Annotated in this window: 16 protein-coding genes; 4 read left to right on the top strand and 12 right to left on the bottom strand. The window is 72.7% G+C overall.

Going from position 1 to position 19,923, the window contains the following annotated elements; genetic code table 11:
* Nucleotides 1-80: 80 nt before the first annotated feature.
* Both ACIRPH_RS07380 and ACIRPH_RS07375 read right to left on the bottom strand, forming a co-directional pair.
* On the bottom strand, nt 81-1,010 hold the full coding sequence (locus tag ACIRPH_RS07380; protein ID WP_402910541.1) for a ribonuclease Z: 930 nt from the start codon (nt 1,008-1,010) through the stop codon (nt 81-83).
* Nucleotides 1,011-1,065: 55 nt separating this feature from the next.
* Nucleotides 1,066-4,320 (bottom strand): BTAD domain-containing putative transcriptional regulator, encoded by a 3,255-nt coding sequence (locus ACIRPH_RS07375; protein WP_402910539.1) that lies wholly within the window; start codon nt 4,318-4,320, stop codon nt 1,066-1,068.
* Nucleotides 4,321-4,448: 128 nt separating this feature from the next.
* On the opposite strand from ACIRPH_RS07375, the gene ACIRPH_RS07370 reads away from it, so the two are divergent.
* Entirely contained in the window at nt 4,449-5,327 is an 879-nt protein-coding gene (locus ACIRPH_RS07370) for an alpha/beta fold hydrolase (RefSeq protein ID WP_402910537.1), read from the top strand.
* A gap of 78 nt (nt 5,328-5,405) precedes the next feature.
* On the opposite strand, the gene ACIRPH_RS07365 is transcribed toward ACIRPH_RS07370, so the two are convergent.
* The 3 genes from ACIRPH_RS07365 to ACIRPH_RS07355 form a co-directional block, all read right to left on the bottom strand.
* The gene (locus ACIRPH_RS07365) at nt 5,406-5,777 is read right to left on the bottom strand and encodes a VOC family protein (RefSeq protein ID WP_402910535.1); all 372 of its coding nucleotides are present in this window, start codon (nt 5,775-5,777) and stop codon (nt 5,406-5,408) included.
* Nucleotides 5,778-5,865: 88 nt separating this feature from the next.
* Nucleotides 5,866-6,744 (bottom strand): alpha/beta fold hydrolase, encoded by an 879-nt coding sequence (locus tag ACIRPH_RS07360; protein WP_402910533.1) that lies wholly within the window; start codon nt 6,742-6,744, stop codon nt 5,866-5,868.
* Nucleotides 6,745-6,747: 3 nt separating this feature from the next.
* On the bottom strand, nt 6,748-9,423 hold the full coding sequence (locus ACIRPH_RS07355; protein ID WP_402910531.1) for a helix-turn-helix transcriptional regulator: 2,676 nt from the start codon (nt 9,421-9,423) through the stop codon (nt 6,748-6,750).
* 255 nt (nt 9,424-9,678) lie between these two features.
* Between ACIRPH_RS07355 and ACIRPH_RS07350 the strand changes: the two genes are divergently transcribed.
* Complete coding sequence (locus ACIRPH_RS07350; RefSeq protein WP_402910528.1) at nt 9,679-10,359, top strand: TetR/AcrR family transcriptional regulator; 681 nt, start codon at nt 9,679-9,681, stop codon at nt 10,357-10,359.
* Between the two features lie 266 nt (nt 10,360-10,625).
* On the opposite strand, the gene ACIRPH_RS07345 is transcribed toward ACIRPH_RS07350, so the two are convergent.
* The 4 genes from ACIRPH_RS07345 to ACIRPH_RS07330 all read right to left on the bottom strand — a co-directional run bounded on the left by ACIRPH_RS07345 (nt 10,626) and on the right by ACIRPH_RS07330 (nt 14,600).
* On the bottom strand, nt 10,626-10,985 hold the full coding sequence (locus ACIRPH_RS07345; RefSeq protein ID WP_402910526.1) for a hypothetical protein: 360 nt from the start codon (nt 10,983-10,985) through the stop codon (nt 10,626-10,628).
* A 29-nt stretch (nt 10,986-11,014) separates the two neighbouring features.
* Nucleotides 11,015-11,269, bottom strand: coding sequence for an SH3 domain-containing protein (locus ACIRPH_RS07340; protein ID WP_402910523.1), 255 nt, complete (start codon nt 11,267-11,269; stop codon nt 11,015-11,017).
* 9 nt (nt 11,270-11,278) lie between these two features.
* Nucleotides 11,279-11,407 (bottom strand): hypothetical protein, encoded by a 129-nt coding sequence (locus ACIRPH_RS07335; RefSeq protein WP_402910520.1) that lies wholly within the window; start codon nt 11,405-11,407, stop codon nt 11,279-11,281.
* A gap of 1,594 nt (nt 11,408-13,001) precedes the next feature.
* Nucleotides 13,002-14,600, bottom strand: coding sequence for a protein kinase (locus ACIRPH_RS07330; protein WP_402910518.1), 1,599 nt, complete (start codon nt 14,598-14,600; stop codon nt 13,002-13,004).
* 662 nt (nt 14,601-15,262) lie between these two features.
* Between ACIRPH_RS07330 and ACIRPH_RS07325 the strand changes: the two genes are divergently transcribed.
* Nucleotides 15,263-15,856: an XRE family transcriptional regulator gene (locus tag ACIRPH_RS07325; RefSeq protein WP_330161362.1), complete on the top strand. Its 594-nt coding sequence runs from the start codon at nt 15,263-15,265 to the stop codon at nt 15,854-15,856.
* Between the two features lie 438 nt (nt 15,857-16,294).
* On the opposite strand, the gene ACIRPH_RS07320 is transcribed toward ACIRPH_RS07325, so the two are convergent.
* Nucleotides 16,295-17,242, bottom strand: coding sequence for an alpha/beta hydrolase family protein (locus ACIRPH_RS07320; RefSeq protein ID WP_402910514.1), 948 nt, complete (start codon nt 17,240-17,242; stop codon nt 16,295-16,297).
* 175 nt (nt 17,243-17,417) lie between these two features.
* Between ACIRPH_RS07320 and ACIRPH_RS07315 the strand changes: the two genes are divergently transcribed.
* Nucleotides 17,418-18,026 carry a TetR/AcrR family transcriptional regulator gene (locus ACIRPH_RS07315; protein WP_402910511.1) on the top strand — a complete coding sequence of 203 codons (609 nt, stop codon included), beginning with the start codon at nt 17,418-17,420 and terminating at the stop codon, nt 18,024-18,026.
* 83 nt (nt 18,027-18,109) lie between these two features.
* On the opposite strand, the gene ACIRPH_RS07310 is transcribed toward ACIRPH_RS07315, so the two are convergent.
* Nucleotides 18,110-18,436 carry a hypothetical protein gene (locus ACIRPH_RS07310; RefSeq protein WP_402910508.1) on the bottom strand — a complete coding sequence of 109 codons (327 nt, stop codon included), beginning with the start codon at nt 18,434-18,436 and terminating at the stop codon, nt 18,110-18,112.
* Nucleotides 18,437-18,629: 193 nt separating this feature from the next.
* A complete protein-coding gene (locus ACIRPH_RS07305; RefSeq protein ID WP_402910505.1) occupies nt 18,630-19,772 on the bottom strand; it encodes a Gfo/Idh/MocA family protein in 1,143 nt (380 codons plus the stop codon).
* Nucleotides 19,773-19,923: the final 151 nt, after the last annotated feature.

The raw sequence follows: 19,923 nt of genomic DNA, 5'->3' as shown, positions 1-19,923 counted from the left end.
TGCGTGAACGTGCGGCGCTCCTCCGTGTCCGGCCGGTGAACTCGGCGCCCGCGCACCCGCCCCGCCCGAGGGCGGCCCCTTCAGGAGTCGCGGGCGGGCAGGGGGATGCGGTCCAGGTCCTGGGCCAGGACGATGCGGCCGTCGAACTCCTCGCCGGCCTGGGCGGTGAAGAGCGGGTCCTCGCTGTGCTCGTAGCGTTCGGAGATGTGGGTCAGCACCAGGGTGCGCACCCCCGCGCGGGCGGCGATGCGCCCGGCCTGGCGTGCGGTCAGGTGCCCGTAGGAGGCGGCGAGCCCTTCTTCGGGGTCCAGGTAGGTGGACTCGATCACCAGCATGTCCGCGCCGCGCGCCAGTTCCAGGGCGCCCTCGCACTCGGCGGTGTCCATGACGAACGCGAACACCTGGCCGCGGCGCGGGCGGGCGCACTGGGCCAGTTCCACCCGCCGCCCGTCGGCGGTGGTGACCGCGCCCTCGCGCTGCAGGCGGCCCACGAGGGGGCCGTGGACCCCGTGGGCGGCCAGCCGTTCGGGGAGCATCCGCCACCCGTCGGGTTCGGCGAGCCGGTACCCGTAGGCGGGGACCGAGTGGCGCAGCGCCAGCACGGTCAGGGTCAGGTCCTCCTCGCCCAGCAGGCAGGCGCCCAGGCCGCCGACCGGTTGGGGGCGGACGGCGTCGGTGTCGCGGAAGGGGGTGGCGTGGCGCAGCCTGCGCCAGTACTCCTCGCCCTGGGCGGGGTAGGAGACCCGCACGGTGTGGGGGACCTGGTCGCGGGCGATGCGCTGCAGGGTGCCGGGCAGGCCCAGGCTGTGGTCGCCGTGGAAGTGGGTGAGGCAGATGCGGGTGATGTCGGTGGCGGCGAGTCCGGCCGTGCGCATCTGGCGCTGGGTGCCCTCGCCCGGGTCGAAGAGGATGCCGTGGCCGTCCCAGCGCAGGAAGTAGCCGTTGTGGTTGCGGCGGCGGGTGGGTACCGCGCTGGAGGTTCCCAGGACGACGAGTTCGCGTACGGACATGAGGGGATGCTGCCACACCGGTGGCGCCGCCGCGCCCGCCCCGGCGCGGGGGCGCTCAGTCCAGTGCGTCCGCGGCGCGGCGGGCGGCGCCCGCCCAGTGCGGTGCGCCGGCCCGCTCGGCGGTCCGCAGGGCCAGGCGGTAGTGGCCTGCGGCCCGGCCGGGGTCGCCCAGGGCCAGGGCGAGGTCGCCGAGCTGGTGGGCGACCGGGCCCAGGGTGAGCAGTCCGCTGCCGGCCCCGGCCAGTTCCCCGGCGGCGGGCAGCAGCAGGGCGTGGGCCCCTTCCATGGCGTCGCGGTCGCCGCGTTCGATGGCGGCCCGTGCTCCCAGGCAGGCCAGGGCCTCGGTGAGGAGTCCGGGGGGCGGCCGGGACGGCAGCGGGGGGTCGTTGTCGGTGAGGGCGCGGATCCACGGTGCGTGGGGGCCGGGGGCGTCGGCGGGGGGCGGGGGTTGGCCGTGCTGCAGGTGCAGGCACACCAGGGCCAGGTCCAGCAGTCCCTCCTCCATGCCGGGCATGCCGCCTCCGGCCAGGCGTACGCTCGCCGTGCGGTAGGCGGCCGCGGCCTCGCGGGCGGGGCCGGTCACGGCCAGGCGCAGGGCCGCGTACCAGTGGGTGAACACGCCCACGAGGGGGATCTCGTGGAGGTCGCCCAGCCGGTCGGCGGCGCGCATGTGGGTGTCGGCGGCGGCCAGGTCGGCCAGGGCCGCGTGGGCCTGGACCAGGATGAGGTGGCCCAGGACCTCGAAGGTGACCAGGGAGTGCTCGGTGGCCAGCGCGACCAGTTCGGCGCCGATGCGCAGCCGTTGGGGGGCCTGGCCGGTGCGGGAGAAGGACTGCATGAAGCGGGCGTTGAGGGCCAGGGCGAGCAGGGCGGGGTCGCCCAGGCGGCGGGCGCCGTGCTCGGCCAGGCGGGCGGCCTGGGCGCCGCGCCCGTCGAGGGTTCCGCGCATCTCCAGGGCCAGGGCGGCCTGCAGGCGCGCGTGCAGGGCCTCGCGGTCCCGGGGCAGGGCGGCCAGGGTGCGTTCGGTGGCGCGGACCAGGTGCGCGGACAGGTCGGGGTCGTCGTTGCGGGGCCACAGGGCGGGCACGTCGAAGGCGGTGATGACGCGGGCGCTCAGGTCGGGGTCGGCGAGCCGGTCGGCCTCGGCGACGGCCCGGGCGCGGTGGTGGCGGGCGGACTCCAGGCGGCCGGTGAGGGCCAGGGCCCGCACCAGGCCGGTGAGGGCGTCCAGGCGGGAGCGGGCGTCGTCCTGTCCGGAGCGGTCGTGGGCGGTCAGGGCGTCCTGCCACAGGCGGGCGGCCTCGTGGGGGGCGAAGCGGTGTTCGGCCTGCAGGGCGGCGGCGCGGGCGTGGTGTGCGGCCAGGGCTGCGGTGGCGGGGGTGCCCGCGCGGGCGTAGTGGTGGGCCAGGGCGGCGTCGGCGCCGGGCCGGTCCGGGTGCAGGGCGGTGATCGCCTGGGCGGCGGCGGTGTGCCAGCGGGCGCGGCGGGGGTGGGACAGGGAGTCGTAGAGGGTGTCGCGCACCAGGACGTGGGAGAAGCGCAGCGGGGTGTCGTGGTGGGTGAGGAAGCCGGCGTCCAGGGCGGCGTCCAGGGCGTCCAGGTGGGTGTCCGGGTCCGGGGCCAGGGCGGCCAGGACGTCGGGGTCGATGTCGTGGCCGATCACGGCGGCCTGGTGCAGGAGGCGCTGTGCGGGCGGGGGCAGGGCGGCCAGGCGGTGGCGGATGACGTCGCGTACGCCGGCGGGGACGGTGTCCAGGGCGGTGGGGCCGTCGGTGCGCAGCAGGCGGGCGAGTTCGCGGGCGAAGAAGGGGTTGCCGCCGCTGCGCCGGTGGATGGTGCGCAGGGTGGTGGCGTCCACGTCGTGGTCCAGGACGGTGCGCAGGAGTTCGCCGGTGGTGTCCTGGGGGAGGCCGCCCAGGTAGACGCGGACGGGTTCGTGGGGGGCCAGGCGGGCCAGGGCGGCGGCCAGGGGGGCGGAGATCTCCCCGGTGCGGTGGGTGCCCACGATGAGCAGGGGGCCGGGGATCTGTTCGGCGACCAGGGCGGTGAGCAGTTCGAGGGTTTCCTGGGCGGCGCGGTGCAGGTCCTCCAGGACGAGCAGGAGGGGGCCCTGGCCGGTGGTGCGGGCCAGCAGGTCGGTGGTGCGGCGCAGGGTGTGGAAGCGTGCGGCGGCGGGGTCGGGGTGGGGTGTTTGCGTGGGGTGGGGGGTGTCGTTGCCGGTCAGGGCGTTGGTGATCTGTGTCCAGGGCCAGGTGGGCGGGGCTCCGTCGTGTTCGGGGCTGCGCCCCCAGGCGGTGCTCCAGCCGCGGTGTGCCAGGCGCCGGGTGAGTTCGCGGGCCAGGGCGCTCTTGCCCGCCCCGGCGTCGCCGGAGACCAGGACCGGTGTGGTGCGGGCGTGGGCGGTGGCGGTGGCGGCGGCCTGTTCGAGCAGGTCCAGTTCGTGGGTGCGGCCCACGAAGGGGTGGTCGTCGGGGCAGGGGCGGGAGGGTGCGGCGGGTGGGGCGGGGGTCGTGGGGGTGGGGGGAGCCAGGCGGGGTGCGTGGTCGAGGATGTCGGCTTCGAGGCGGCGCAGGTCGGGGCCGGGGTCCACGCCGAGTTCGTCGGCCAGGGTGCGGCGGGCGCGGCGCAGGGCGTGCAGTGCCTCGCCCTGGCGTCCGGACCGGTACAGGGCCAGGGCCAGCAGGCGCCAGGCGTTCTCGCGCAGGGGGTGGGCGGCGGTGTGGGGGTGCAGGTCGGTGGCGGCCTCCTCGGCGCGGCCCAGGTCGAGCAGGGCGCGGGCGCGCTGTTCCACGGCCAGGAGCCGCAGCCCTTCGAGGCGGTCGGCCTCCTGGTGCGCCCACGGGTAGGCGGTGAACTCGGCGTAGGCGGGGCCGCGCCACAGGGCCAGCGCCCGGTCCAGTTCGGCCAGTGCGGGGCGGGGCTGGGCCGTGTCCAGGCCGGTGCCGGCGCGGGCCAGGGCGGCCTCGAACCTCCAGGCGTCGACGTCCTCCGGGCCGGTGCGCAGGGCGTAGCCGGGCGGTGCGGTCACGAGCAGGCGGGCGGGCCGGCGGGGGGCCCGGTCGGGTTCCAGGGAGCGGCGCAGGGCGGAGACGAAGGTGCGGACCGCGGCCACCGAGCCCTGGCGGGGGTGTTCCCACAGGTCCTCCACGAGCAGGTCCACGGGGACGGTGCGGCCCCGGGCCAGGAGCAGCCGTGCCAGGACGGCCCGGTGGCGGGGGCCGGGGAGGGGGAGCGGCCCCTGGGCGCCGTGGGCCTCCAACGGGCCCAGGACGCGCAGCTCAACGGCCGTGTCCTGCTGTTCCCCCCTCATGTCCTCCACGGTAGCGGGCGCGGGGCCCTGGCCGGTCGTCGCGGGCGGTGGCGCTCAACGGGCGCTCATCGCGCGCTCATCCGCGCCCGGCATGCTCTGGACCGAGAACCGAACCAGTGGAGGTAACCGTGGAACCGAGGATCAGCGGATTCGACTACCAGCGCGTGCCCGTGGCCGAGGGGGTGGCGCTCAACGCGGCGGTGGGGGGCTCGGGCAGTCCCCTCGTGCTGCTGCACGGGTTTCCGCAGACGCACCTGATGTGGCGCCACGTGGCGGCGGACCTGGCCGCCGACCACACCGTCATCTGCCCGGACCTGCGCGGCTACGGTGACAGCGACAAGCCCGCCGACACCGACGGGCGCGCCTACGCCAAGCGGACCATGGCCGCGGACGTGGTCGCCCTGGCCTCGGCCCTGGGCCACGACCGGTTCGCGCTGGCGGGCCACGACCGCGGCGCGCTGGTCGCGATCCGCGCGGGCCTGGACCACCCCGGCGCCGTCACCCACCTGGCGTCGCTGGACGTGCTGCCGACCCTGGACATGTGGGACGTGATGCACGGGGTGTCGGCGGCGGTGGGCTTCCACCTGTACCTGATGGCGCAGGGGCCGGGGTTGCCGGAGGCGTTGATCGGCGCGGAGCCCGACGTGTTCTTCGGCCACTTCCTGGACGTGTGGGCGCGCGACCCCGAGGCGATCCCGGCCCCGGTGCGCGCCGCCTACCTGCGGGCGAGCCGGGAGGCGGTGCCCTCCATCGTCGCCGACTACCGGGCCTCGGCCGGGGTGGACGTGGCCGACGACGAGGCCGACCGTGCGGCGGGGCGCGCGTTGTCGATGCCCGTGACGGTGCTCCAGCAGGACTGGGGGGCCGAGCTCGGCTTCGACGCCCTGTCCCGGTGGAAGGGGTGGGCGCGGGACCTGCACCACGCCACGGTCTCCTGCGGTCACTTCATGGCGGAGGAGGACCCGGCGGAGGTCGTCAAGGCGCTGCGCGCCCTGTTGGCCCGGTAGGGCGGACGAACCCGCGGGGCGGGGCGGGCCCCCCGGGGGGCGGGGTTCCGCCGCGCCCCGGGGCGGGGACGTGTGGGCCTAGGAGTGCGCCCACACCCCTAGTTCGTTGCCGCTGGGGTCGGCGAAGTGGAAGCGGCGCCCGCCCGGGAAGGCGTAGGGGGCTTCGACGATGCGCCCCCCGGCGCGGGTGACCGCCTCCACCGACCGGTCCAGGTCCTGGGAGAAGAGCAGCACGAAGGGCCCCCCGGGCCGCACCCGGCCCCGGGTGGTGAGGCCGCCGACCTCCTGGTCCTCCTCGCCCGGCCCCCGGATGCCCGCGTACAGGGGGCCGTAGTCGTTGAAGCGCCACCCGAACGCCTCGGAGTAGAACCGTTGGGCCTCCTGCAGGTCGGTGACGGTGAGTTCCACGTAGTTCAGGGCGTGGTGGGCGGGTGCGGCTGATGGGTTCATGGCCCGTATTGTGCCGGAGGGGTCCGACAGCGGGCGGCCGCGTGTCCCGGGCGCGCCCCCCGTGGCGTGGCCCGTGCCCGAGGCTTCCTCACTCGGCCGTGTGGGCGAGGATCGCCTCGGCCAGCTCCTGGTGGATCTGCGACGGCAGCGTGTGCCCCATGCCCGCCACCCTCATCAACCGCGCCCCCGGGACCCGCCCCGCGATGACCGCGCCGTGCCCCGGTTTGACCGGCTCGTGGGTGCCCTCCACGACCAGCGTGGGAGCCCGCACCCGGTGCAGCGCGTCCACCGGCTCGAAGTCGGGGCCGGCCCCCGCGGCCAGGCGGTGGTTGGCCGCCGCCGACAGGTCACGGGCCCGCTCGTAGACGCGTTCCTGCAGACGGCGCGCCGCGTCCTCGTCGAAGGGCAGCCCGGTGCCGTGCAGCACGCGCTGCTCGGCGATCATGCCCTCGATCGCCGCGCGGCGGTCCCGGGCGGGCGGGGCGCACACCAGTGAGCGGAAGAACTCCACGAACTCCGGTCCGGGCCCGGGCAGGGCGCCCTCGGGCTGGGGCCGGCCCGTCAGGGCCCGCACGAGCACTTGGCCCTCTCCGCCGCCCAGCGGCGAGGAGGCGATGACGGTCAGCGACCGCACCCGCTCGGGCGCCTCCACGGCGATGAGCTGGCCCAGCAGCCCGCCCGCCGAGTGGCCCACCAGGTGGGCGCTGTCCAGGCCGTGGGCTTCCAGCACCCGGTAGACGTCGTTCTTGATGTCGTTCCAGGTGTAGGGCGCGGTCGCGAAGTCGACGGTGTCCGACATGCCGGTGTCGCGGTGGTCGTACCGGACCACCCGGCGGCCCCCGGCGGCCAGGCGGCCGACGAACTCGTCCGGCCACAGGATGCCCTGCGACATCGAACCCATGATCAACAGGACCGGCACGTCCGCCTCGGCGCCGAACCCCTCACTCCAGATGCTCACGTTCTGCATGCCTCACAGCATGGCGTCCCCCACCACGGGAGCCTTCCGTAGAACTACCAGCCGCGCCAGATCCGTACGGGAGCCGATGCCCAGCTTCGGATAGATCTTGTACAGGTGGTACTCGACCGTACGAGGGCTCAGGAAGAGCCGGGCGGCGATCTGCTTGCTCGACAACCCGTCGGCGACCAGGCCCGCGATGCGCAGTTCCTGCGGGGTCAGTGCGTCGAGCACGCCGGGGGGCGGGGCGCTGGCGTTCTCTCCCGCCGCCCGCAGCTCTTCCTGCGCGCGCCGTGCCCACGGCCGGGCGCCGGCCTGCTCGAAAACCTCCCGTGCCATCCGCAGGTGCGCTCGTGCCCGGCCCGGTCGCTGCGCGCGGCGCAGGCGCTCACCCAGCAGCAGGGCCGTCCTGGCCGCCTCGAACGGGTTGGTGTGCAGCCGCAGCGCCTCGACGAAGGCCTCCTCATCCGATTCGGCCAGGCCTCGGCAGCGGGCCAGCAGGGCGCGCGACTCGGACGTCGTGGCGTGTTCGGTCGATCGCTCGTAGGCCGCAAGCGCCGCGCGGGCACCGGTCTGGTCGCCCGCGCCCACCGCGGCCTCGATCCGGTCGGGCACGGTCCGCCAGGCCACGGTCGGATGCCCTGCGCCCGGCCCCGCCGCGGCGATCGCCCGGAAGCGGTCGTGCGCCGAGACGTGGCGGCCCAGGCACAACTCGAGCATCGCCCGCGCGTACTCGGCCACCCCCGCGCTCAGCCCCACCCGGTGCGGCAGGGCGATGGCCAGCGCCTCGCGGGCCTGCCGTTCGCAGGGCTCCTCCTCTCCTCGCAGGGCCGCCAGCACTGCCAGATTGGCCAGGTGCGCGGCCACCGCGTTCTCGTACCCGGCCTCCCGTGCCAGTGCCAGGCCCTCCTCGGAGACGGCCTGGCTGCGCGCGAGCCGTCCGGCGAGGCGGTCGGCGGTCGCCGCGAACTCCAGCACGACGGGCAGCTGCCCGGTCATCCCCGACACCCTGGCCACCCGCCCGGCCCGCTCGGCCATCTCGGTCGCCAGGTCCGACTCGCCCAGGGCGCTGGCCGCGGCCGTCGCCCAGAGGTGGTCCGTCGCGTCCTCCAACTCGTCGGCGCGCGCCAGTGCCCGCCGCAGCAGGCCCGGCCCGGCGGCGTCGCCGCCCAGTGTCAGCCCGATACCGGCCACCGTGTCCCGCAGGAACCCCGCGGGGTGCGCCGCCGCCCGTCGGCCGAGCTCGACGACGGCCGCCGCGTCGCCGACGTAGGAGGCCGCCTCCACGGCGTCGGCGAGCATGTCCAGGCTCTCGCCCGCCGCCAGGATCCGCACGGCCTCGGCGGCGTTGCCCGAGTTCAGCTCGAACCGGCCCCGCAGGTGGGCGATCTCCATCGCGAGCGCGATGTCGCCGCCGGCCCCTTCGCGTGCCTGGGCCAGCAGTGATTCGGCCTGTCCCGGGCGGCCGGCGAGCCAGGCCGCGGCGGCGGCGTCCTTGAGGCGGACGGCGCGGGCGCGCGGTCGGGGGGTCAGCTCGGCGGCCCTGGTCAGGGCGGAGGCGGCGGCGCCGTACCCGCCGCGGTCGCGAGAGCGCTCGGCGGCCTGCGTCAGCGAGAGGGCGACCGACTCGTCCTGGCCCAGGGCTGCTCCGGCCAGGTGCCAGGCCCTGCGGTCGCCCGTGGTCAGCTCGGCCAGGACGGCGTGCGCGTGGCGGACCTGGGCGGGAGGTGCCGACTCGTGGATCGCGGATCGCATGAGCGGGTGACGGAAGCGCACGCCGGCGCCCGACACCTCGGCCAGGCCGCTCTCCTCCAGTTCGGCGAAGGCCGTCGCCGCGGTCCCCGACTCCCTGTCCACCAGCTGTTCGGCGGCGCGCAGGACCACCTCGACGTCGGTCTCGAGGGCGGCGATCAGGGCGACCAGCCGGGCGGGGGCCGACAACCCGCTCACCCGGTCGCCGAAGAGTCGGGCGCCGCCGGGCAGCGGGTCGGGCAGCGGGTCGCGGCCGGCGAGTTGCGCGGGTGTCAGCCGGGCGGCGATCTCGTGCAGGGCCAGGGGGTTCGCCCCGGTCAGGGTGATGAGTTCCCGGCCGACCGGTGCGGTCGGCGGCACGTGCAGGGACCCCAACAGCTCGGTCGCGGCGTCCTCGGACAGGCCGTCCACGCCCACCGTCGACGGCACGCCCTTGACGGGGGCGTCGCCGCGGACGGCGAACAACATCGCGATCCGTTCGGTGCCCAGCCGCCTGGCGGCGAACAGCAGTGCGTCGGCCGAGGCCCGGTCGGCCCATTGGAAGTCGTCGACCACGCAGAGCAGGCCCGCCGGGCCCGCGGCCTCGACCAGTAACGACAGCACGCCGGCGCCCAGGAGGAAGCGGTCGCCCGCACCGTCGGCGGCGTGCCCCAGGGCTGCTCGCGCGGCGTCGCGCTGCGGCCCCGGCAGGGCGTCGAGGAATCCGGACGCCGGCCGCAGCAGCTGGTGCAGCGCGGAGAACGCCAGGTCGGACTCGGACTCGACGCCGCAGGTCCGCAGCACCCTCATCGCTCCGCCCTGTGCGACCGCCGCGTCGAGCAGGGCGGTCTTGCCGGCGCCGGCCTCGCCGCGGAGCACTACTGCCCCACCGCGGCCCCGGCGGGCCTGGGCGATCACTTCGTCGAGTGCGCTGATGTGCGCAGATCTTCCGTAGAGCACAGGAACCCACAGTAGAGGGGTGCGGGTGTTCGTCTGCGCCCGGATCCGGCCCCGGGGGCGGGGCGGCACACGTCCCGTCCGGGGACGGACACAGGGGTGGGCGCCCCGGCGCCGGCGGGCGCCGCGTGTTCCCGGAGCTCGCTGGACGCTCGGGTTCCCGTGGTTTTCGCGGGCCCCGTCTCCGGGGGGCGGGGGCGCGGCCGCCCCTCGTCCGGTCATGGGAGCGTCCTGGTGCGGTGCCCTAGAATGTTCCGGATGGCGAGACAGAAGGACCCGGCGGTGCGCACGCAGCTGCTGGAGCGCGCGGCGCGGATGCTCCGTGAGCGCGAGCCGATCACGTTGCGCTCGCTCGTCGAGGGGACCGGGGTCTCGACGATGGCGGTCTACACCTACTTCGGCGGGATGGACGGGGTGTGGCGTGCGCTGCGCCAGGAGGGCTTCACGCGGCTGGCGGCCCGTTTCGACGCCCTGGTCGTGCCGGCCGACCCCGTCGAGGACCTCGTGGCGGGGGCGGCCGCCTACGCCGCCAATGCCCTCGAACATCCCGACCTCTATCGGGTCATGTTCGATGCGACCGTCGAACTCGAGGACGTCCGGGCCGCCGAGGCGACCCTGGGTTACCTCGTGCGTGCCGCCCGGCGCTGTCGCGACGGGGGCCGGATCGCGCAGGACGCCGACCCCGACCGGCTCGGCACCGAGGTCTGGACGGTCTGCCACGGGATTGTGTCGCTGGTCGTGAGCCGGGTCGCCTCACGGCGCACCCTCGCCTCGGGCATCCCCCTGCTCACCGCGGTGATCGTCGCTGCCGGGGACGACCCCGCGGTGTGCCGGCGCTCGGTCGAGGCCGGCTGGTTCGCGCTGCGCCCGCCTCAGGGGGTCGGACAAGATAAGCCGAAAAGGGGCAACGGGTCTGCGTTTCCGCAGGTCAGAAGGTAGAACAATCCGGCCGCGCGGAGTGATCTAGCGGATGGGTGTGGTTCGTCCCGGTATCGCACGGTTCTGACCGTCGGCAACCACTCTTATCGAAGGTGACGTTTAGGAAAACGAGCCGCTTCCCGGCGGGCGAGTGGAGTCGGGAAGTCACGCGCGGAAAATCCAACGTTACCTAAACGGCACCCTCCCTTGGCGTGAGGCTGCCGGCCGAGCACGGACGTCTCCGTGCGGCGAGCCGCACGGAGACGTCCTGGGCAACGGTCAGGGGATCAGCACCGCGCATTCACAGGCAGGTCGGCCTTGTAGTCGCCCTGGAGGGCGACGGCCGGGATCCAGCCGACCGAACCGTTGGCCAGACGGATCCGGACCCACACGTCGCTGGTGTAACCGCCGTAGGTGATCTGCTGGTAGCGCCCCCAGCACTCGGCCTGAGCGGTATTCGGCCAGACGAGGTAGTTGCTCTGGGGTGAACCGGGGCGGGGCTGGGTGCGCACGGGGGCCTTCCCGCCCACCGGCGGGGCGACGGTGTACGTGGCCGTGTGTGCCGCCTCCGCCGAGGCCGGGCCGGGCATCGTGAGCGGGCCGACCGCCACAAGGGCGACCAGTGCCGCGACCAGGACGCTTCTCACCCGGGAGGCAGGGCGCCTCGCTGCGCGGCTCAGCACCGCGCACCCACGGGCAGGTTGGCCTTGTAGTCACCGCTGAGGGCGATCGCGGTCACCCAGCCGATGCCGCCTGAGTTCAGACGCAGGCGGACCCACACGTCGCTGGTGTAGCCGAGATAGGTGATCTGCTGGTAGCGCCCCCAGCACTCGGCGTTGTAGGAGTGGGGGGCCACCACGTGGCTGAGCGGGCTGCTGGTGTTGCGGGGCTGGGAGCGCACCGCGGTGGACGTGTAGCTCCAGGCGGTCACGCGGTAGGCCTAGGCCGACACCTCCTCGATCGGGGCCGCGGAGGGTGCGGTGGCGGCGGAGGCGGGAGCGGCGCTCGCGAACAGGCCGCCCGCCATAAGGGCGACCAGGACAGGGGAGAGGAGGGATTTCATGCGCAAGGGGGTCTCCGGTTCAGAATAGGAGGGAGCGTACGCACCGGGGTCTTTCGGTAACGCGCAGCACTCAACATAGGGGTGAAGCAGCCGCTTTCGTAACCCTCTGTCCTCTTGCGGACAGTGTTGGTCACTTTGAGCTACATCCCTCTCCTGAGTCCCATGTGCGTTTACCGGAGGGGAATAAGAGATAAGGAGAACCCGCCGCGCTCCATGCAGGGGTGAACCAAGTACGCCGGGAAGGGGCAATGGATAACCTCCGTTGCCCCTTCCCGGCGTATCTTGTCGGACCCCCTCGTGGAGGTGAACTCCTCCAACGGCTCGACCCGCCTCGTCTACGCCCGCCAGGTGCACGACGTCATGGACCTGATCACCCGGTGGGGGCCCGCGCTTCAGGCCGGCGCCGTCACCGAGGCGGTCCACCAGCCCTTCAAGTCCGGCCTTGAGGGCCGGCACAAGTCGCGGCTACCCGATGCCCTGTGTGGCGATTCCAGAACTCGAGTACACAGACATTGGCGGACAGTAGACGTAGGACGTGATGCCGCTCCCCGCCTGCCGCCACACAGGGGCCACGCGGTAGATCGTCGGTCCGCCGTTCAAGGGCAGGCAGAGCACGATAGCCCTATAGCGGCCAGATCCTGAACGGCATATCGCCTGGGTGCCTTCCCCGTTATACGTGTCCTTGAACTTTCCGTGGGAGCAGTCGGTCGGTCGTGCCGATACCTGTGCTTGGGGGATGGCTTCAGCGGAGGCCGGAGAGCCGATCGTGCCAGCGAACAGGAGGCTGGCAGCGAAAAGGGAAACCATTCTGTTAACCATGAAATGACTCCATGTTACATTATGTCATGTCGGTCGGAACGGTGTGCACGCCCGCACTCTGGACGACCGTGTCACCGTTGCAGTAGGCAAGAGAAACGCCGCCCTGCCTGTACGGGCCATAGGACCACTGGATGTCTCCAGTTGTCACGCTTCGACAAATAGCGATCGCCCTCCACGAGCCCCCATTGTGGCTGCTGCAGGTGGCTGTCGCCCCGTAGTCATACCAGGTATTTGCACTGCAACCGCTGGGTCGCACAAGGGTTCCCATTGTCGGAGACGAATGCGCTGGGGTGGCCACAAACAGGGCAGAAATCGATACAGCAGTCACCAGTACTGCTTTTATCTTTTTCACAAATAAATCTTCTTCATTGAGCTTCTGATGCCTTTCCGTGCAACTCCCTGCTGCGGCGCAGCCGTGGCGGGCGAGTCACTCCAATTTGGCGCATTATCCTGGGTTCGTCGTTGGCCAGGAGTGACCAGTTCCTTGATCCTCAGCCCACTTGCTCGCGCTCGGGCGAGTCACGGCGCCCCTGGCACCGCCGACCACCAGGCCCCCGCTGTTCACCGGGGCCCGTTCTCGGCGGGCCCCCGTCTCCGGCGTTCTGACTTTCGATAAGAGCGCTTATCGGAGGCGACGTTTAGGAAAATGGGCGCCCCCGGCGGCGGGCGATGGGAGCGCTGGGAACATCGGAACCGGAGCGTGCTCTACCTAAACGGCACCCCTACTGCAGGAGGGTGAACGCTAGACGCTGGATTATCCGCGAAAGCTGCTGGCATCTCCTTACGGATCGGTCGGCTGTTCGACCCATTTCTCGCCGGCGAACCACCGCAGCGCCGCACGCAAGCGCCCCTCCTGAAAACCTCCGCCCGCGCCGATCTGCCCCGCGCGACACACGACCTTGCCACCCTGGTAGTCCTTCAGCGTCTTGGCGGTCTTCAACGGTCGGCCCTTGCGCGGCCAGACCACGACGCGTGCGCTTCTTCCGTGGCCGACCAAGCTGACCCCCTCGAAGTCGCTCCACTTGATCGGCTTCTCGCCTCCGAGGCGGTTCGGGGGCGTCAGGGTTTCAGAGTTAAGCACGAGCTGCATCGGCGGCTCGTCGAAAAGAGCCATGAGGCCAAACCCGCCGCCCCCGAATAGAACCATCGTGACAGCAAAAAGCAGCATTTCCGTCTCGCTCGACGGGGAGTGCGACCAACTTGCCGCCATCACCAGCCCGACAAAGAGCGTGGAGAGCCCGCCCGCGACGAGCGCCCACGTCTTCGCCCGCTGGAGTCGGGTGACGGAGAAGACGACCCACTCAGCCGGCTCCGGAGCGGACTGCGTTTCCGGGGGGAGGTCGAAGGCCATCCTCACGGCGCCACCCTCGGCCACATGGACGATCCGCGTCGCACCGCGGCCCTCGGCACGCACCAGGAGCGAGCGCGTCCCGGGCCCGACGGGGAAGGTTCGGGAAGCGAATCCAGGGGCCGTGCCCAGCACGGTACCGTCCACGACCACTTCCATGGGGTACAGGCTGAGGTTGCCGATGACCAGTTCGGCACGGTCGGCCCCTGCGGGGGAGTCCCGCTGTTCGTCTCTGCCCGCGCTGGCCCCCCAGGCACCACGGAGCTTCTGCCAGAAAGTCGGCGTCTCCGGCCCGGTCGTCCCGGAGGCGGTGGCTTCAGGCCTCTGCTTCTTCGGCTCGGTCAGACCCCGATCGCGAGGCCGGACCTGCTCGGTTTCGACCCGGGTGTAGGCGAACGTGTACCGGGCCAGGGCCTCGGTGACATCGGGGGGCAACCACCCTTGGTCGCCGCCTCGGGACGGGGAGAGCGAGGCCAAGGCCGCCAACACCTCCTCCAACCCGGCTCGGTCGGCTGGTTCCTTGGCCAGGCAACCCCGCACCAGGTCGACCAGGGACACGGGCAGGCCGCCCAGGTCGGGTTCCTCGTGCACGACCCGGAAGAGCACCGCGTACACCGGACCGTCGCCGAAGGGGCTGCGCCCGGTGGCGGCGAAGGCGAGCACGCACCCCAGGGAGAACACGTCCGAGGCCGGGCCGACCTTCTGCGCCTTCGCCTGTTCGGGGGACATGAAAGCCGCGGTGCCCAGCACGGTGGAGCTGTGGGTATGGGAGGTGGCGTCCAAGGCGCGGGCGATCCCGAAGTCGATGAGACGGGGCCCGTCCTCGGCCAGCAGGACATTGCCCGGCTTGAGGTCGCGGTGCACCACCCCCTGGGCGTATACCGCGGCCAGCCCTTCGGCCAGGCCGGCGCCGAGCACGGCCACCGCCTCTGCCGGCAGGGGGCCGTGGTCGGCGACGGCGCGGTGCAGGGTGGGGCCGGGGATGTAGGCGGTGGCCAGCCAGGGCGGGGTGGCGTCGGGGTCGGCGTCCACGACGGGGGCGGTGTAGAACCCGCCGACCTTGCGGGCGCCTTCCGGGGGGCGCGAAGCAGGAGCGGGTCCGCGTGGGTTCTCGCCGCAAGCACCCCCGGCCCCGGGGGCGGGGCGGAGCGCGTCCGGCGGCTCGCCGCGCACCGACCCGCAGGGGGTGCGTTCCGGGGGCGCCGGTCCCTGCGGGGGAGGGGGTCCGCGCCCGCCCGTGCGACAGCGATCGCTGAATTCAGGCGATGGTGTACCCATCGCGTTCTCGCCGGCCCCTGACCTGGCCCGAATTACGTTGCGGGGCCCCTGTGGGGGCCGCCGGGGGCCTGGGCCGCCCCCGCAGGGGTAACCGCCGATAAGGTTCACTTATCGGAGGTAAGAACTCGGGGGTCTCCGTGGATTCGTTTCGTATGCGTTAGGGGTTTTTGTTGTTGAGTTACGTTACCAACGAAACGTTATTAGCGAAGGGCTGAAACGACCCCCGGGAGGAAGGCCTGCGGCCTCGGGCCGCACGGGCGGCGCCCCCGGCGCCCTGAGGCCCGGCTCCCCGGTGCGGGCGCCGTCCGCGTGCGCGGGGCCCGGCCATGTCCTTCGGCCCGTCCCCGGCTCGGGGCCCGGGGGACGCGCCCACGGGGCCGGACCCCGGAGCGCTCCACAGGCATACGCTGTCCCTCATGACGCAAGAAGACGGGGAGCTGGACAGCCTCGTACGCAAACGCATCCGTGCCCTGCGGGTGGCGCAGGGGTGGTCCCTGGCCGAACTGGCCGCCCGTGCCCACCTGAGCCAGTCCTCGCTGAGCCGCATCGAGAACGGCAGGCGCCGCCTGGCCCTGGACCAGCTGGTCACCCTCGCCCGGGCCCTGGACACCACACTTGACCAGCTGGTGGAGACCGCCGCCGACGACATCGTCACCAGCCCGATGATCGACGCCGCCCACGGCCTGATGCGCTGGCCCGTCAAGGGGGACCCCGGCATGAGCGTGGTGCGCCAGCGCATGACCGAACCGCCGCCCGACAACCCCGCGCGCATGCGCGCCCACCCCGGACGCGAATGGCTCGTCGTCCTGTCGGGCACCGCGACCCTCATGCTCGGCCACCGCCGGTTCCGCGTCGAGGCGAACCAGGCCGCCGAGTTCCCCACGATGATGCCGCACGCGATCGGCGCCGAGGGCGGCCCCTGCGAGATCCTGGGCATCTTCGACCGCGACGCCCGCCGCGGCCACCAGCGCGAGGGCGCGGCCCCCGAGGGCCGGGGCGCCGACGGGTGACCGCGCCGGCCCGACCACCCGTCCGCCGGCGCGGCACACGGACCGGCCGAAGGCGCGGGAGAGCACGGACACCGGCGGCGAGGGCCAGGACCCCGGGCGCCGCGATCACACCGACCGCGGCGAGGAGCGCTTCCAGAACCTCCGCCCGGGGCCGGTGCAGCTGCTCGACCCGGAGCTGTCCGGCCGTCGAGAGCCGCGGGTCGACAGGGGTAACGGGCCTACGTTTCCGCAGTTCAAAAGGTAGACCAATCCGGCCGCACCGGAGTGGTCCAGTACTCCGGTGCGGTCCGCCCCGGTACCGCCTGGTTCTGACCGCCGGCAACTGTCCCCATCGGGGATGCGGGCACGGGAGTGTCCCCGCGCGACGCATCGTGGCGCGGGGACACTCCTGATCTTGCCGTGATCCGGGACAGGGGTTGACAGCTCAGCGCCGGAGCCTCACTTGGACTCGATCCGGCCCAGCGGGGCGGCGCTCTGCGCGAGGGAGCGCTGCACCGAGCCCCACGAGGCGCCCTCGAGGCCGAGCGCGTGGCGGAGGTAGGCCCAGGTGGTCCGCTGGACCAGGGACAGGCGGTCCGGGTTCTCGTCGGTGGTCTCCTTGGCCTCGTAGCCGGCGATCCCGCCGAGGGAGTGCTCCCCGCCGAACACGGTGAGCAGGCTCTTGCCGCCCGGGCTGAGGGTGTAGGGCTCGGTGATCCACTCCGGCCCCCTGGTGGTCACCGGCAGCTCATCCTCGTCGCCGGCGACCACCAGGGCCGGCGGGGTGAGGTGGGAGAAGTCCACCTCCCGCAGCCAGGGGAGGTTCTCGGCGGCGTAGGGGGTGAGGTGGTCGCCGCCCTCCCCCGCCGTCGCCATCAGGACGCCCGCCCTCACCCGCGGGTCGGACAGGTCTTCGGCGGTCCCTGTCTCGGGGTCGGTGACACGCAGCCCCAGCAGGATTGCGGCGGTCTGTCCGCCGAAGGAGTGGCCGGCCGCGGCGATGCGGCCGCGGTCCAGGCGCCCGGCCAGGCCGGGGACAGCGGCTTCCAGCAGGTCGAGATGGTCGAGGATGCGCTTCATGTCGTCCACGCGCAGGCGCCAAAGCCGCGGTGCGCGGGGATCGCCCTGGGCCAGGCCGACCGTCCGCGAGTCGAGGTGGGTCGGCTGGATCACCGCGAAGCCGTGCGCGGCCCAGAAGTCGGTCAGCGGCCCGTAGGCCTCCAGCGACGACCCGAAGCCGTGTGAGAAGACGATAATCGGCAAGGCACCCCCGGCCACAGGCGCCGACACCCGCACGTGCAGGTCCGCGCCACGCTCCGGCGCTTTCAGCGTCACCGGCTTCACCGAGACGACCGGGGCGGGTGTGCTGAGGGCCGCGTCCGGCGCGGCAGTGGCTGATGCGGTCATGGAGAGTTCTTCCTCGCGACTGTTGGCGGCAGGTCCCCGAAAGGACAGGGAAGGGCACCAGGCTTGGTGCCGTCACACCGGTCTGGCATGATGCATAAGTGGGACGTTGTCCCGGATTGAACATACGGGACAGTGTCCCGTTTAGCAACGGCGGCAGTACAGGGGCGGTGCGGTTGTGAACAGCAGCGAGCGGGCGCAGGGCGCACAGCGGCCCAAGAGGGCGGACGCCCGACGCAATGAGGAGGCACTACTGGAGGCGGCCGCCGCGGTCTTCGCCGCCTCGGGGGTCGAAGCACCCATCCGCGACATCGCGGCGAAGGCGGGCGTCGGCACGGCGACGATCTACCGGCACTTCCCGACGCGGGCGGACCTCATCGTCGTCGTCTACCGGCACCAAGTGGAGTTCCTCGCGGACGCCGGTCCGGCCCTGCTGGAGTCCAGCGCAACCCCTTACGCCGCCCTGGGCCTCTGGATCGACCACTTCGTCGACTTCGTGGTCACCAAGCAGGGACTCGCCACCGTCCTGCAATCCGACGACCCCTGCTACGACCCCCTGCACTCCTACTTCCTGGAGCGGCTCGTACCCGTGTGCACCCGGCTTCTCGACGCCGCGGCCGACGCGGGCGAGATCCGCTCGGACCTGGACGCCTACGAGCTGATGCTCGGTGTGGGCGGCCTGTGCGCCGGGGCAGGCGGCAACGCGCGCTACGATGCGCGCCGCCTGGTCGGGCTCCTCATCGCCGGCCTGGGGCGCCCGAATCCGGGACGGGCCGCTGACCGGTAGGGATCCTGGACCGGCATGCCCGCGTATCCGAGCAGCGCCTGTTCGAGGCCAGGCTCCTGCTGAAAGATCACGGAGAGTCGTGGTCAGGGGCGTAGCGGTTCCAGGGGCCACCCGCGCCGGCGCCGATCCCGGCGATCCGGCTGGTGCGGTCCAGCGCCTGGACCAGGCCGGGGCTGGACCCGGTCGGGTTCGGTGCGCAGCCGCTCCAGCTCGGAGAAGCGGGTCTGGCCGGGGACCTGGAGCAGGGCGCCCGGTTCGGCGCGCACCGGGTGCGGGATGCGCTGGGCCACCACCTGGTGCAGGCGGGCGTTCTCCGCCTTGCGCACCCCGCTCACCAGGCGGGAGAACACGGTCAGGCCGGGCAGCAGGATCTGGTGTTCGAGCAGGTGGAGCACGGACCGGTCGAACAACGCCTTGGGGCCTTCCTCGCCCGCCCGGACCCGGGCCGCGAACAGGGCAGACCGGCCCCGTCACCGAACCGGCGCCCAGATCACGGCTCTACCGCTACATCCTGTGGCAATCTTCCTCGACCCCCGTGATCACGTCAGGGTTGGCTCGCGGATCGCCCTCCCCTCGGGTCCTGCGGCAGCGCCTCTTCCGGGTTCAAAGATCGGGGTTCCTTCGGTCGGGGCGGGACAGATGCTGCCGGTGACCTGTGTCAGCGGCCCGTGTGATCGCCTCGAGTACCCGGTGGCGATCGAGTGCGACCGCGAAATCCGGCGCATCGGCGGTTCCGTCGCGGAGGTCGGCGGCGAACTGGGCGTAGAGGCGGGCGACCCCCGCTGCGGGTGCGTCGAGTCGCAGGTCGGGAGCCGCATAAGCGGAGGGGACCTGCAGGACTTGGACAGGCTCGCTGCCGCGGCGCAGCGTGATGGTGAAATCGGTGAAATGGATGTAGCCCGACGCCGACTCCACGCGCACACCGCCCTCGGTGCCCTGGATCTCCCATACCATCGCCGAGCCGGCAGACTGCCCGGCACTGTAGTGCAGCGAAGTGACGACCCCGCCTTCGAGAACGCCGGCGACGACGATCTCATCCGGCGCGTCCTTCGGCAGCGACGCGCCGTCGGAGAGGCGGACGCCGTCACCGCGCTGATTGGCGACGACGGCGGACAGACTCTCGAACGTGCCGAGCACGCGCGCAAGCGGTTCGAGCCCGTGGCCGAGCATGATGCTCAAAAGCGTGGCGCCGTGCTTTGCGTGAGCCATGTACTCGACCGGCGGGTCATATCGGCCGACCCACATGTCGTCGGTCACATGCGCTCGGATGCTCGTGCTGAGCGGCTTGCCGATCACGCCTTGCGCGATGAGGTCGCGAAGGAAGAGGACCGGCGGGTGCAGGCCGCCCTGCAACCCGACAACCGTCCGCAACCGTCGCTCGCGGGCAAGCCCCTCCAGCGCTTCGGCCTCCGACAGGTTTCTTGCGAGCGGCCATTCGCAATAAACCATCTTGCCCGCGGCCAGCGCGTCGGAAACGATCTGCTTGTGCTCCGGCACCTTGACCGCAACCACCACCAGGTCGACCTCTGGTCGCACGACCAGGGCCTCATGTGTGTCGAAGGCGAGATCGGCGCCCAGCCGACGAGCGGTCGCGTTCGCGCTCTCCATGCGAGTCGTACTGACGGCGCGGATCTGGAACGCGTCGAGCGCCTGCAGCGCCGGGACGTGAGCAATTCCGCCCCAACCCCGATCGGCACTGGCACCGATAAGGCCGACGCCGATCCGGGTATTCGCTGAATTCTTCATCAGGATGCTCCTGCCGTGTGCGGCCCCGGCAACGCTCTCCGGGCTGCGTCACGATGATTCGTTTCCGGACACATGCGTGGGCACTCGGGCTCGCCATGGCGAGCGAGCAATGATTGCTGTTCGCGTAGCGGCCGCGGTGTTTGAGCCCCAG

The organism is Nocardiopsis sp. NPDC101807, from assembly GCF_044766605.1.
Lineage (GTDB): Bacteria > Actinomycetota > Actinomycetes > Streptosporangiales > Streptosporangiaceae > Nocardiopsis > Nocardiopsis tropica.
Note: the sequence above shows the minus strand (reverse complement) of the source record. Positions and strands in the feature narration are given on the sequence as shown.